At 65.0% G+C, this 13181-nt stretch carries 11 protein-coding genes; 7 read left to right on the top strand and 4 right to left on the bottom strand.

Going from position 1 to position 13181, the window contains the following annotated elements:
- From fdhF to UP09_RS19770, 3 genes are read right to left on the bottom strand one after another with little or no spacing between them, the layout of a single operon-like run.
- Nucleotides 1-2877, bottom strand: coding sequence for a formate dehydrogenase subunit alpha (fdhF, locus tag UP09_RS19780; protein ID WP_044539923.1), 2877 nt, complete (start codon nt 2875-2877; stop codon nt 1-3).
- Between the two features lie 11 nt (nt 2878-2888).
- Nucleotides 2889-4457: a formate dehydrogenase beta subunit gene (locus UP09_RS19775; RefSeq protein ID WP_044539922.1), complete on the bottom strand. Its 1569-nt coding sequence runs from the start codon at nt 4455-4457 to the stop codon at nt 2889-2891.
- The gene (locus UP09_RS19770; RefSeq protein WP_044539921.1) at nt 4454-4930 is read right to left on the bottom strand and encodes a formate dehydrogenase subunit gamma; all 477 of its coding nucleotides are present in this window, start codon (nt 4928-4930) and stop codon (nt 4454-4456) included. Before UP09_RS19770 ends, UP09_RS19775 begins: the two co-directional genes overlap by 4 nt.
- A gap of 247 nt (nt 4931-5177) precedes the next feature.
- Between UP09_RS19770 and UP09_RS19765 the strand changes: the two genes are divergently transcribed.
- Nucleotides 5178-6074 carry a LysR family transcriptional regulator gene (locus UP09_RS19765; RefSeq protein WP_044539920.1) on the top strand — a complete coding sequence of 299 codons (897 nt, stop codon included), beginning with the start codon at nt 5178-5180 and terminating at the stop codon, nt 6072-6074.
- Here UP09_RS19765 and UP09_RS19760 read toward each other — a convergent pair.
- Nucleotides 6068-7015 (bottom strand): LysR family transcriptional regulator, encoded by a 948-nt coding sequence (locus tag UP09_RS19760; protein ID WP_044539919.1) that lies wholly within the window; start codon nt 7013-7015, stop codon nt 6068-6070. The genes UP09_RS19765 and UP09_RS19760 overlap by 7 nt on opposite strands.
- Before the next feature lie 255 nt (nt 7016-7270).
- On the opposite strand from UP09_RS19760, the gene UP09_RS19755 reads away from it, so the two are divergent.
- The 6 genes from UP09_RS19755 to UP09_RS19730 all read left to right on the top strand — a co-directional run bounded on the left by UP09_RS19755 (nt 7271) and on the right by UP09_RS19730 (nt 13171).
- The gene (locus UP09_RS19755) at nt 7271-8353 is read left to right on the top strand and encodes an ABC transporter ATP-binding protein (RefSeq protein ID WP_044539918.1); all 1083 of its coding nucleotides are present in this window, start codon (nt 7271-7273) and stop codon (nt 8351-8353) included.
- 32 nt (nt 8354-8385) lie between these two features.
- Nucleotides 8386-9084 carry an HAD-IA family hydrolase gene (locus UP09_RS19750; RefSeq protein WP_044539973.1) on the top strand — a complete coding sequence of 233 codons (699 nt, stop codon included), beginning with the start codon at nt 8386-8388 and terminating at the stop codon, nt 9082-9084.
- Nucleotides 9085-9101: 17 nt separating this feature from the next.
- A complete protein-coding gene (locus UP09_RS19745; protein WP_044539917.1) occupies nt 9102-10409 on the top strand; it encodes an NAD(P)/FAD-dependent oxidoreductase in 1308 nt (435 codons plus the stop codon).
- Between the two features lie 39 nt (nt 10410-10448).
- Nucleotides 10449-11501, top strand: a complete 1053-nt coding sequence (locus tag UP09_RS19740; RefSeq protein WP_044539972.1) for an ABC transporter substrate-binding protein — start codon at nt 10449-10451, stop codon at nt 11499-11501.
- Between the two features lie 78 nt (nt 11502-11579).
- Nucleotides 11580-12392, top strand: a complete 813-nt coding sequence (locus UP09_RS19735) for an ABC transporter permease (RefSeq protein WP_044539971.1) — start codon at nt 11580-11582, stop codon at nt 12390-12392.
- Nucleotides 12389-13171 carry an ABC transporter permease gene (locus UP09_RS19730; protein ID WP_044539916.1) on the top strand — a complete coding sequence of 261 codons (783 nt, stop codon included), beginning with the start codon at nt 12389-12391 and terminating at the stop codon, nt 13169-13171. Before UP09_RS19735 ends, UP09_RS19730 begins: the two co-directional genes overlap by 4 nt.
- Nucleotides 13172-13181 lie beyond the last annotated feature (10 nt).

The raw sequence follows: 13181 nt of genomic DNA, 5'->3' as shown, positions 1-13181 counted from the left end.
CTACTCCGCGGCCTCCACCACCGGCGCGATGCGCCGGGAGTGGCGGGCCTGCTCGTCATAGGCCTTCTGCCAGTCGGACGGACCGTTCGACGGCGAGATCTGCACCGCGGTGACCTTGTACTCCGGACAATTGGTCGCCCAGTCGGAGAACTCGGTCGTGATGACGTTGGCCTGCGTGTCCGGGTGGTGGAACGTCGTGTAGACCACGCCCGGTGCAACACGGTCGGTGAGCAGGGCGCGCAGCGTGGTTTCGCCGGCGCGGCTCTTCAGCCGCACCCAGTCGCCGTCGCGCACGCCACGCTGCTCGGCATCGTGCGGATGGATCTCCAGCCGGTCCTCGGCGTGCCAGACCACGTTCTCGGTGCGGCGGGTCTGCGCGCCGACATTGTACTGGCTGAGGATCCGGCCGGTGGTGAGCAGCAACGGGAAGCGCGGGCCGGTGCGCTCGTCGGTCGCGATATATTCGGTGACGATGAACTTGCCCTTGCCGCGGACGAAGCCGCCGATATGCATGATCGGCGTGCCCTCCGGCGCCTTCTCGTTGCAGGGCCACTGCACCGAGCCGAGTTCGTCGAGCTTGGCAAACGAAACGCCGGCGAAGGTCGGCGTCAGCGCCGCGATCTCATCCATGATCTCGGACGGATGGTTGTAGTGCATCTCAAAACCCATCGCCTTGGCGAGGCCAATCGTGACCTCCCAGTCGGCAAGGCCGTTCTTCGGCGTCATCACCTTGCGCACGCGCTGAATGCGGCGCTCGGCATTGGTGAAGGTACCGTCCTTTTCCAGGAAGGTCGAGCCGGGCAAGAAGACGTGGGCGTAATTTGCGGTCTCGTTCAGGAAGAGGTCGTGGACGATGACGCATTCCATCGACGATAGCGCCGCCACTACATGCTTGGTGTTCGGGTCGGACTGCAGGATGTCCTCGCCCTGCACGTAGAGGCCCATGAAGGTGCCTTCGATTGCGGCATCGAACATGTTGGGGATGCGCAGGCCCGGCTCCTTGTTGAGCTTGACGTTCCACATCGCCTCGAACTGCTCGCGCACGGCATCGCCCGAGATATGGCGATAGCCGGGCAGCTCGTGCGGGAACGAGCCCATGTCGCAGGAGCCCTGTACGTTGTTCTGGCCGCGCAGCGGGTTCACGCCGACGCCGGGCCGACCGATATTGCCGGTGACCATTGCGAGGTTGGCGATCGCGATCACGGTGGTCGAGCCCTGGCTGTGCTCGGTGACGCCGAGCCCGTAATAGATCGCGCCGTTGCCGCCGGTTGCGAAGATCCGCGCCGCCTCGCGCAGATCCTTCGGATCGACGCCGGTCACGATGGCGGTCGCTTCCGGGCTGTTCTTGGGATCGGAGACAAACGCCGCCCAGTCCTCGAACTCGCTCCAGTCGCAGCGCTCGCGGATGAACGCCTCGTCGGCGAGGCCTTCGGTGACGATGACATGGGCGAGCGCAGTCACCACGGCAACGTTGGTGCCGGGCATCAGCGGCAGATGCAGCGCCCTGACGTGCGGCGATTCCACCATTTCGGTGCGGCGCGGATCGACAACGATCAGTTTTGCGCCCTGGCGCAGCCGTTTCTTCAGCCGCGAGGCGAACACCGGATGGGCGGCTGCGGGATTGGCGCCGATGATCATGACGACGTCGGTGTGCTCGACCGAGTCGAAATCCTGCGTGCCGGCCGAGGTACCGAAGGTCGCCGACAGGCCATAGCCGGTCGGCGAATGGCAGACGCGGGCGCAGGTGTCGACATTGTTGTTGCCGAAGCCGGCGCGGATCAGCTTCTGCACCAGATAGGTTTCTTCATTGGTACAACGCGACGAGGTGATGCCGCCGACCGCGTCACGGCCATACTTCTGCTGAATGCCCTTGAATTTGGTGGCCGCGAAATTGAACGCCTCGTCCCAGGACACTTCCTGCCAGGGGTCCTCGATCCGCTCGCGGATCATCGGCTTCAGGATGCGCTCCTTGTGCGTGGTGTAGCCCCAGGCGAAGCGGCCCTTGACGCAGGAATGGCCGCGATTGGCCTTGCCGTCCTTCCACGGTACCATGCGCACCACTTCCTCGCCGCGCATCTCGGCCTTGAAGGTGCAGCCGACGCCGCAATAGGCGCAGGTGGTGACCACCGAATGCTCGGGCTGGCCGATCTCGATCACGGATTTTTCCGTCAGTGTCGCGGTCGGGCAGGCCTGTACGCAGGCGCCGCAGGAGACGCATTCAGAGCCGAGGAAGCTCTCGCTCATGCCGGGCGAGACGCGGCTGTCGAAGCCTCGGCCGGAGATCGTCAGCGCGAAGGTGCCTTGCACCTCCTCGCAGGCGCGGACGCAGCGCGAGCAGACGATGCATTTGGAAGGATCGTAGGTGAAGTACGGATTGGACTCGTCCTTCGGCATCCAGGCGTCATTATCGCAGCCATGCGACTTGGCGAACACATGGTTCTCGCCCTCATAGCCGTAGCGGACATCGCGCAAACCGACCGCCCCCGCCATGTCCTGCAATTCGCAGTCGCCATTCGCGGCGCAGGTCAGGCAGTCCAGCGGGTGATCGGAGATGTAGAGCTCCATCACGCCCTTGCGCAGCTTCTTCAACCGCTCGGTCTGGGTGTGGACCACGAGGCCGTTCATGGCAGGCGTGGTGCAGGAGGCGGGTGTGCCGGCGCGTCCCTCGATCTCGATCAGGCAGAGCCGGCAGGAGCCGAAGGCGTCGACCATGTCGGTCGCGCACAGCTTCGGGATCTGGGTGCCGGCCTCCATCGCCGCGCGCATGATCGAGGTGCCCTCGGGCACCGTGATCGTGTTGCCGTCGATGGTCAGCGTGACCATCGTCTCGGATTTGGACTTGGGCGTGCCGAAATCGGTTTCCTGGATCAGCGACATCGTGATCTCCTTTATTCCGCGGCCTGAAGGCGCGCAGGGGCGGGACCTAAATCTCCGCCAAAATCTTCCCGGAAATGTTTCAATGCGCTCATCACGGGGTAGGGCGTGAAGCCGCCGAGTGCGCAGAGCGAGCCGAATTTCATGGTGTTGCAGAGGTCTTCGATCACGGCGAGGTTCTCGGTCACGCGCTCGCCATGGATGATCTTGTTGATGGTCTCAACGCCGCGGGTCGAACCGATCCGGCACGGCGTGCACTTGCCGCAGGACTCGATGGCGCAGAACTCCATCGCGAAGCGCGCCTGCTTGACCATATCGACGCTGTCATCGAACACCACCACGCCGCCATGTCCGATCAGGCCGTCACGCGCAGCGAAGGATTCATAATCGAACGGCGTGTCGAACAACGCGCGTGGGAAATAGGCGCCCAGCGGGCCACCGACCTGCACCGCGCGCACCGGGCGACCGGTGAAAGTGCCGCCGCCGATCTCGTCGATCAGCTCGCCGAGCGTGACGCCGAATGCGGTCTCAAACAGCCCGCCATATTTGATGTTGCCGGCGAGCTGGATCGGCATCGTGCCGCGCGAGCGGCCCATGCCGAAATCGGCATAGGCCTTGGCGCCGTTGTCGAGGATGAACGGGATCGCTGCGAACGACAGTACGTTGTTGATCACGCTCGGCTTGCCGAACAGGCCCTTGTGCGCGGGCAACGGCGGCTTGGCGCGCACGATGCCGCGGCGGCCTTCAAGGCTTTCCAGCAGCGAGGTCTCTTCGCCGCAGACATAGGCGCCGGCGCCGACCCGGACTTCAAGATCGAAGCTGTGATTGGAGCCGCCGATGTTGGCGCCGAGATAGCCGGCCTTGGTCGCCGCTTCGATTGCCGCGTTCATCGCGATGACCGCGTGCGGATATTCCGAGCGGATGTAGATGTAGCCCTTGGTGGCGCCGACCGTGATACCCGCGATCGTCATGCCTTCAATCACGACGAAGGGGTCGCCTTCCATGATCATGCGGTCGGCAAAGGTGCCGCTGTCGCCTTCGTCGGCGTTGCAGACGATGAATTTGCGGTCGGCGCTGGCCTGCGCCACCGTCTTCCACTTGATGCCGGTGGGGAAGCCGGCGCCGCCCCGGCCACGCAGGCCTGAGGTGGTGACGTCGGCAAGGATCTGGTCGGGGGTCAGCGTCAGCGCCCGCTCAAGGCCCCTGTAGCCGCCATGGACCCGATAGTCGTCGACCGAGCGCGGATCGACCACGCCGCAGCGCGCGAAGGTCAGGCGAGTCTGGCGCTTCAGCCAGGGAATCTCGTCTGTGACACCAAGCCGCAGCGGATGCGGGCCGTCGCCGGCCATTGCGTCGAGCAGGGAAGGGACATCCGCTGTGGTCACCGGACCGAACGCGATGCGGCCTTGAGCCGTCGCCAACTCGACCATCGGCTCCAGCCAGTAGAGCCCGCGCGAACCGGTCCTGACGATTTCGACAGCGACGTTGCGCGCGGCGGCGGCCTGCGCGAAGGCGAGTGCGACGTCGTCGGCGCCGACGGCGACCGCACCGGCATCGCGGGGAACGAAAATCCGCATCGTCATCGCTGTGCCTCCGCGACCAGCGCATCGATCCGCGCCGCGTCGAGCCGGCCGACCACGCGTCCGTCAAGCATCGCCGACGGCGCCGTGGCGCAGAGGCCGAGGCAATAGATCGGCTCCAGCGTCACACGCTGATCCGGCGTGGTGTTTCCAAGTGAAATGCCGAGTTGCGTCTCTGCGCGCGCGGCCAGCGCATCGCCGCCGGCGGCCTGGCAGGCCTCGGCGCGGCAGAGTTTCAGGACATGCCGTCCGGCCGGCTGTTTGCGGAAGTCGTGGTAGAAGGTGAACACGCCGTGCACCTCGGCGCGGGAGAGGCTGAGCGCCTCCGCGACCATCGGGATCGCCGGCTCTGGCACGTAGCCGAACGCCTCCTGCAACGCATGCAGGATGACCAGCGTGGCGCCTTCGAGCTTGGCATGTTCGGCGATGATTTCGGCGCCGCGCGCCTCGTCCCAAGGTTCGTATCCCGATGCCATCCGCGCTCTCACGATCAGAGTTCTCGACTCCCCACATGTGAATTGGAATCCCTCAAAATATCAATAAAGCTGTCTCATGCGGCGATTGCGAAAAGCGATTAATAGCGTTGCCGAATGGAGTAATTTAGGATCGCAATAATGGTCTGGAGTCACGGACTTCCGGGGCGCTTTTGGAATTAGGGGTCGCACCGCGGTCGTGATACCTGTTAGCCGTGCTGGGACACCGTTTTCTGATGGGGTTTGATCCTTGATCGACAAGCTGGAACTTTTGCTGGCGCTGGCCAAGGAGCGGCATTTCGGGCGGGCGGCGGAGGCCTGCGGCGTCACCCAGCCGACCATGTCGACCAGCCTCAAGCAGCTCGAGGAAATCCTCGGCGTCATGCTGGTCCAACGCGGATCCCGCTTCCAGGGCTTCACGCCGGAAGGCGAACGTACGCTCGACTGGGCGCGCCGCATCGTCGGCGATACACGGGCGATGAAGCAGGAGATCAATAGCCTCAAGGACAAGCTGTCGGGCGAAATCCGGATCGCCGCGATCCCGACCGTGCTCGGCATGGTGGCGTCGCTGACGACGCCGTTTCGGGCAAAGCATCCCGATGTGCGCTTCCAGATCCAGTCCTGCACGTCGGCGGATGTGCTCGGCCTGCTGGAAAATCTCGAGGTCGATGCCGGGCTGACCTATATCGAGAATGAACCGATCGGCAAGGTCCGCACCATCCCGCTCTACAACGAGAGCTATCGTCTGCTGACGGCGCCGGACAGCATGTTCGGCGACCGCAAGCAGGTGACGTGGAGGGAGGTCGGGCAGGTGCCGCTCTGCCTGCTCACGCCCGACATGCAGAATCGCCGCATCATCGATCGGGCGCTGACCTCGGTCGGCGCGGAGGCCAAGCCGACGCTGACCTCGAATTCGCTGCTGGTGCTCTACACCCACGTCAAGACCGGCCGCTGGGCCAGCGTGATGCCGGCGAAACTTGCGGAGACGCTCGGCCTGGCCGATGCCGTTCGCAGCATCCCGATTGTCGATCCCGTTGTGAACTACAGCATCGGCCTGGTGATCCCGCAGCGCGATCCGATGACGCCGCTGATCGCGGCGCTGGTGCAGGTCGCGCGCGAGGTCGCGCCGACGCTGGAAGCTCAGTAACTCGCAGCTATCAGCTTCAGGCGCGGATAGAGCTTGTCGATCGCAATCATGTCGGTGCGCATCTGCGTGATGATCCAGTCCCTGATCTCGGCGACGACAGGCCGCACCGAGCGGTCGGGCGGATAGACCAGCTCGCACAGGCGCCGTGTGGTGGTGAGCGTCTCCGAGGCCGGCACCAGCGCGCCGGTCAGCAGCCAATGGGCTGCGACCGTGAGCCAGCCCAGCGCGATACCCTGGCCGAGCAGGGCGGCCTGTACAACCACCGCATAGTCCGAGAAGCTCAGCGACTTCGCAGGCCCGGCGCGTCTGGTCAGGAAGGTCTGATACTGGGCAGCCCAGTCGCCCGGTGTTTCGGCGAGGCGGATGATGGTGTTCGCCTCGATCGGCCCATCGGCGCGCGCGGCGTCGCGATAGGCCGGACTGCAGATCGGCAGCATCACTTCCTTCATCACCAGCGCGCCGTTCTGTTCGGGATCGAAGCGATCGCGAAAGCGCATGCCGAGATCGACATTGTCGACCGGCCCGCGCAGCGGACCCGAGATCAGCTGGAAGCGCAGATCGACGGTCGGGAACTGCCGCTGCAGCTTATCGATGCGCGGCATCAGCCAATGCGTCGTGAAAGCTGATGACACCGACAGCGTCACCGTCTCCATGCCCTTGCGACGGCGGTCGATCTCGATCAATCCGCTTTCGATGCTGCGGAAGCCGTCGGACACGCGGCGGTAGAGAATCTCGCCGTCCTCCGTCAGCACGGCGCCGCCGGCCGTGCGGTCGAACAGGCGGACGCCGAGATAGTCCTCGAACTGTCCGAGCATGCGGCTGACCGCCGGCTGCGTCACGTTGAGCTCGGCGGCGGCCGCCGTGAAGCTGCCATTGCGCGCCGCCGCGTCGAACACGAAGAGGGCGTGAGTGGAGGGCAGCTTCCGGCGGAGCTCAGACATAACGTGAGATTATGCCTCTGGTGAGAATTTGGCAATTGCCGGTTCTCGGCAAGTCTGTTTGCATTGACGGAATGGCCCGTTCGTGCGGGTCGGTTGTGAAACCCAAAGCAGCAAGGCCGCCGCGAAAGGCTGGCCGACCTACGCGGGTCTATAAGACGAGATCATGCCGGTTCACCGGCCACAGGCGGCAACCCGCCGGTGGCAACGATGGTGCGCATCGTGGCGCAACCATCCGCAACGCAGCGGGGTCGTCCATTGGACAAGGGCGGAGAGAGCGTCGACATCAGGTCCGCGAGCAAGCATTACGACGCGGTTCGCGCCCTCGATAACGTCTCGCTCAACGTTGCGCCGCGCGAGTTCGTCTCGCTGCTCGGCCCGTCCGGCTCCGGCAAGACCACGCTGCTCGGCATCCTCGGCGGCTTCATCCCGCCGTCTTCGGGCTCGATCCATTTCGGCGACCGCGATGTGACGCTGCTGCCGCCGCACAAGCGCGACATCGGTGTAGTGTTCCAGAACTACGCGCTGTTTCCCCATATGAGTGTCGGCGAGAACGTCGCCTTTCCGTTGCGGGCACGGCAGCTGCCGAAGGCCGACTGGCCGGACAAGGTGCGCGCCGCGCTCGCGATGGTCGGCCTTGCCGGCTACGAGTCGCGCGGCATCTCCCAGCTCTCCGGCGGCCAGCGCCAGCGCGTGGCGCTTGCACGCGCCATGATCTTCGAGCCACGGTTGATCCTGATGGACGAGCCGTTGTCGGCGCTCGACAAGCAGTTGCGCGAGGCGATGCAGATCGAGCTGCGCGAACTCCACAAGCGCATCGGCGCGACCATCATCTATGTCACGCATGACCAGCGCGAGGCGCTGACCATGAGCGACCGCGTCGCGATCCTCAAGGATGGCAAGCTCGTGCAGATCGACAAGCCGCAACGGCTGCACGATCATCCGGCCGATTCCTTCGTGGCGAGTTTCATCGGGGAGGCCAGCCTGCTGCCGGTCCGCCGCGCCGATGCCTGCAGCGTCGTGCTCGGTCCCGCGATCCTGCGCAGCACGCGTCCGGTTCCGGACGGCGACGAATTGATGCTCGCCGTCCACAGCGAGAAGCTGTTGATCGACGACGGCGCCGGCGATGCCGCGCGCAACCGCCTGACCGGCAAGGTCACCGACGTCGTCTATCAGGGCGAAAGCCTGCGCGTGTTCCTGCAGCTTGCGGACGGCACGAGCTTGAGCCTGCGTCAGCCGAGCCACTATGAAGCTGCGCGCCGCATTCCGCCGCTCGGCGGCGAACTCACGGTCACGCTGCATCCCGAAGACACCATCGTCGTGCCGAAGGCGCGGCCATGAGCCTCCATCGTCCAACAACAACAGAGATGACCATGTCCTACGATAGCTTCAAGGTTCTCACGTTCGACGTCGTCGGCACCTTGATCGATTTTGAGACCGGTGTGCTGGAAGGGGTGCGCCGGGTCGGCGGCCCGAGAGCTGCGTCGCTTGGTGATGACCAGATCTTCGCCGCCTACAAGCGCGGCCGTGACGCGCATCCGGAGCGGTCGAGCGAGGTCATGTTCCATGTCTACCGCGATCTCGCGAAGGAACTCGACCTGCCGTCGGATGACCATGCCTGCGATGCGTTCCAGCTCGCGGTGCTGCGCTGGCAACCGTTTGCGGACTCCGTCGAGGCCTTGAAGCGCCTGCGCACCAAATTCCGTCTGGTCGCGATGACCAATGCCGATCGCGTCGCGCTGTCGGCGTACGCGCACGCGCTCGGCAATCCCTTTCACGACACGGTGTGTGCCGACGATACCGGCGTCGCAAAGCCGAATCCCGAGTTCTTCGCTTTCAACAAGGGGCGGCAATCGGCGTTCGGCTACAAGCAGTCCGATATCCTGCATGTTGCGCAGAGCCAGCATCATGACATCGGGATCGCGCGGAAGCTCGGCTACAAGGTGTGCTGGATCGAGCGTCGCCAGGGCCTGAAGGGATTCGGCGGCACGCCTGAAGTGGCGGAGCTGACCAAGCCGGATTTCCATTTCGCGTCGATGAAGGCGTTCGCTGACGCCGCGGTCGGAAGCTGAAGGGCAGGCACGCGGTGATGGCAAACGCCTGGACCCCGATGATTCCGGCGGCTTCGCTCTGGGCCGACACCGCGGAGCCGCTGTCGGCCTTTCCGAGGCTGAAGGGCGAGCAGCAGGCCGACGTCGTGATCATCGGGGCCGGCTATACCGGCCTGTCGGCCGCACATCACATTGCCAAGAGCGGCCTTGCGCCCATCGTGCTCGAGGCCAACCAGCCCGGTTGGGGCGCCAGCGGCCGCAATGGCGGCGTCATCACCGCCAAGTTCCGGCTGTCGTTCCGCGAGATCGATGCCGCGCATGGCCGGGCCATGGCGCGGCGGATGTACGAGATCGCGCATGAATCGGTCGACATGGTCGAGGAGCTGGTGTCCGAATTCGGCATCACCGGCGCTCGGCTGACGCGGACCGGGCAGGTCAAGGCCGCGCACAATGATGCGACGCTGCGGGCCGCGATCGACGAGGCCGCATGGATGACGCGCGAGATGCGCGACACCGAAGTCAGTATCCTGGATCCCCATCAGGTGCGCGATGAAACCGGCTCAAGCGTCTTTGTCGGCGGCATTCTCAATCCCGGCTCCGGCGGGATCCACCCGCTGAATTATTTGCGCGGCCTCGCCCGGGGCCTCAGGCAACGCCGCGTGCCGATCTTCCAGGAAAGCCCCGTGCTCACGCTCCGCCGCGACGGCGCCGGTGTCATTGCGGAGACACCCGATGGTGTCGTGCGGGCACGCCACGCGATCATTGCCACCAACAGCTATTCCGACCTGACATCGGCCACCGCGCGCGTCCAGCGGACGCTGGTGCCGTTCCGCAGCGCGCTGATCGCCACGGAGAGACTGTCGCCCAATCTGGCTGGCAGCCTGATGCCGACGGGGCGAAGCTACACCGAGACCAAGCGGATGATGCGCTGGTTCCGCAAGGTCGACGACCGCGTCGTGTTCGGCGGCCGCGGCGCCTTCGGCAAGCAGGATTCCGACAGCGCATTCGACGCGCTGCGCAAGGCGATGGTCGGTATCTTTCCGGAGCTTGCAGATATTCCGCTGGCGTTCAAATGGTCCGGCCTTGTCGCCATGACGCTGGATTCGGTGCCGCATGTCGGCCGCCTCGACGATCGCACCCTGTACGCGGTCGGTTACAATGGCGCAGGGGTTGCGATGTCGAGCCTGATGGGCCGCTATCTCGCGGCGCTGGTGCGCGGCGAGGCGGTCGATCTCGGCCTGCTCGATGCTGACAGTCTCAAGATCATTCCGTTCTATGCGTTGCGTGAACCGGCCGTCCGTGTGGTGGCCGGCTGGTACCAGTTTCTGGATGCGGCCGGCCGGTAGCCATCACTGGCCCGGCCATAACGAGAGGGATTGAGGATGATGATTGCATTGACCAGCCGGCGCGCAATTCTCGGTGTCTCCCTTGGTGCATTGGCGGCGCTGTCGGGCCTTCCGGCCAGCGCCGACGAGATCACCTTCGTCTCGCAGGGCGGCGCCTATCAGAAGGCGCAGACGATTGCGATCCTCGATCCTTCAGCCAAAAAGCTCGGCATCACCATCAACCAGGACAGCATTCCCGACGCCTGGGCCGCGATCAAGTCGCAGGTCGCGAGCGGCAAGCCGACCTGGGATGTGGTCGACGTGCCGACCGGCTATTGCCTGCGCGGCGGCGAGCAGGGCCTGGTCGAGAAGCTCGACTTCGCCAAGCTGCCGAACGGCGCGGCGATGCCTGAAGCCTATCGCTCTCCCTATTCGGTTGCTTACGAATTCTATTCCAGCGTGCTGGCCTATAGTCAGAAGACGTTCCCGGGCGCTGCGCCATCGAGCTGGGCTGATTTCTGGGACGTGAAAAAATTCCCCGGCCGCCGCGCGCTGCGCAATCACCCGTTCGCGACGCTGGAAGCCGCCCTGATGGCCGATGGCGTCGCGCCCGACAAGCTCTATCCGCTCGATGTCGACCGTGCCTTCCGCAAGCTCGAGCAGATCAAGCCCGACATCACGGTGTGGTGGACCTCGGGAGCGCAATCGGCGCAACTGCTCAATGACGGCGAGGTCGACATGGTGATGGCCTGGAACGGCCGTGTCAGCGCGCTGACCAGCGAGGGCGCCAAGGTCGGCTTCACCTTCAACCAGGGCATCCTGCAGAGCACCTCGCTCTGCATCCTGAAGGGCGCCCCGAATCTCGCGACCGCAACGCGCTTCCTCAACGAGGCGGTCGATCCCGTGCATCAGGCCAATCTGCCGCTCAATATCGACTACGGCCCGGCCAATCCGAAGGCATTCGACACCGGCGTGATCAGCTCGGAGCGCGCCGCCAAATTGCCGAGCGCGCCCGCGAATGCCGAGAAGCAGGCGCTGATGTCCTACGCCTGGTGGTCGTCGCCGGCCGGCGAGGCGGCGGAGAAGCGCTGGGTCGCGTTCATGCAGAAGTAGTCGCTTCGGAGGATCGACGCCGTGCCAGCTCCAATGCCCGATATCTCGCGTCAGTATCAGCGCCGCGAACAGCTGACGATGCTGGCGCTGGCGTTTCCGGCGCTGCTGATGATCCTGCTGCTGGTCGTGCTGCCGGTCGGATGGCTGGCCTGGCAGTCGATCTGGCATGACGGGTTCACGCTGGAGAATTATCGCCGCATCCTGGCTGAGGACATCTACTGGCGCAGCTTCGCCTTGACCTTCGAGATCAGCCTGACGGTCACGGTGCTCGCGGTGCTGCTCGGCTATCCCATAGCCTATGCGGCGAGCATCGTTTCGCGCGGCTGGAGCATCGTCATCCTGGCGCTGGTGGTGCTGCCGTTCTGGACCAGCGTGCTGGTGCGCGCCTATGCATGGTTGGCGCTGCTGCAGCGGACCGGCGTGATCAACCAGCTGTTGCGGCAGCTCGGCCTGATCGACGCGCCCTTGGCGCTGGTTCACAACACCTTCGGCACCGTGGTCGCGACGCTGCATATCCTGCTGCCGTTCATGGTGCTGCCGCTCTACGCCACCATGCAGAAGATTCCCCGCGATCTGCTGCAGGCCGGTGCGAGCCTTGGGGCGGGGCCGGTCCTGACCTTCTGGCAGATCTTCCTGCCGCTGTCGCTGCCGGGCGTGCTGGCCGGCTGCACGCTGGTGTTCGTGCTCAGTCTCGGCTTCTACATCACGCCGGAGCTGCTCGGCGGCGGCCGCACCGTGATGGTCTCGATGCTGGTGAGCCGCAATGTCGAGCTCTACGACCAGTGGGGCGCGGCAAGCGCCGTCGGCGTCGTGTTGCTGCTGGCGGTGGCCGCGATCTTCTTCGTCGTCAGCCGGTTCGTCCCGCTCGATCGGGTGCTGGGGCAGCGATGAACATGTCACGCCCATATCGCGTCGCTTTCGTGCTGGTTTGCGTGCTGGTGCTGCTCTATCTGATCCTGCCGATCCTGATCATCGCACCGATGTCGTTTTCCGGCGCGCGATACCTCGCGTTTCCGCCGCCGTCGCTGTCGACGCGCTGGTACCAGGAATATGTCGGCAACGCCGCATGGATGCAGGCCACGCGCGTGACGCTGACGGTCGCCGTGCTGACGGTCGCGATCGCAACCCCGCTCGGCGTCGCCGCGGCCTATGCCGTCAGCCGCTCGACATGGCGCATCATGCGCGTGATCCACATCACGCTGCTGCTGCCGCTGGTGGTGCCGATCATCATCACCGCGGTCGGCATCTTCTTCGTCTATGCCAAGGTCGGCCTGGTCGCGAGCCTGACCGGGCTGGTGCTCGCCAATGTCATGCTCGGCCTGCCTTATGTCATCATCTCGGTGGTGGCGGGATTGCAGAGCTTCGATGCCACCCAGGAGATGGTGGCGCGCAGCCTTGGCATGAATCGGCTGCGCAGCTTCTTCGCGGTGACGCTGCCGCAGATCAAGGCGAGCGTGATCGCGGGCGGCATCTTCGCATTCATTTCCGCGATGGACGAGACGATCGTCGCGCTGTTCATCTCCGGCGGCCAGTATCAGCCGCTGACCAAGCGGATGTTCACCGCGCTGCGTGACGAGATCGACCCGACCATTGCCGCGATCTCGACGCTGATGACCGCGGCCTCCTTCATGCTGGTGCTGATCGCGACGACGCGGCGGAAGGATAGCTGACCGGCACCGG

Source organism: Bradyrhizobium sp. LTSP885 (assembly GCF_000938305.1).
Lineage (GTDB): Bacteria > Pseudomonadota > Alphaproteobacteria > Rhizobiales > Xanthobacteraceae > Bradyrhizobium.
This window is presented reverse-complemented; position numbering and strand designations above follow the sequence as displayed.

Excerpts from the sequence above, each read along its gene's own strand:
- fdhF (WP_044539923.1), bottom strand. The coding sequence starts at position 2,877 with ATGTCGCTGATCCAGGAAACCGATTTCGGCACGCCCAAGTCCAAATCC.
- UP09_RS19775 (WP_044539922.1), bottom strand. The coding sequence starts at position 4,457 with ATGACGATGCGGATTTTCGTTCCCCGCGATGCCGGTGCGGTCGCCGTC.
- UP09_RS19770 (WP_044539921.1), bottom strand. The coding sequence starts at position 4,930 with ATGGCATCGGGATACGAACCTTGGGACGAGGCGCGCGGCGCCGAAATC.
- UP09_RS19760 (WP_044539919.1), bottom strand. The coding sequence starts at position 7,015 with ATGTCTGAGCTCCGCCGGAAGCTGCCCTCCACTCACGCCCTCTTCGTG.
- UP09_RS19750 (WP_044539973.1), top strand. The coding sequence starts at position 8,386 with ATGTCCTACGATAGCTTCAAGGTTCTCACGTTCGACGTCGTCGGCACC.
- UP09_RS19745 (WP_044539917.1), top strand. The coding sequence starts at position 9,102 with ATGGCAAACGCCTGGACCCCGATGATTCCGGCGGCTTCGCTCTGGGCC.
- UP09_RS19740 (WP_044539972.1), top strand. The coding sequence starts at position 10,449 with ATGATTGCATTGACCAGCCGGCGCGCAATTCTCGGTGTCTCCCTTGGT.
- UP09_RS19735 (WP_044539971.1), top strand. The coding sequence starts at position 11,580 with ATGCTGGCGCTGGCGTTTCCGGCGCTGCTGATGATCCTGCTGCTGGTC.
- UP09_RS19730 (WP_044539916.1), top strand. The coding sequence starts at position 12,389 with ATGAACATGTCACGCCCATATCGCGTCGCTTTCGTGCTGGTTTGCGTG.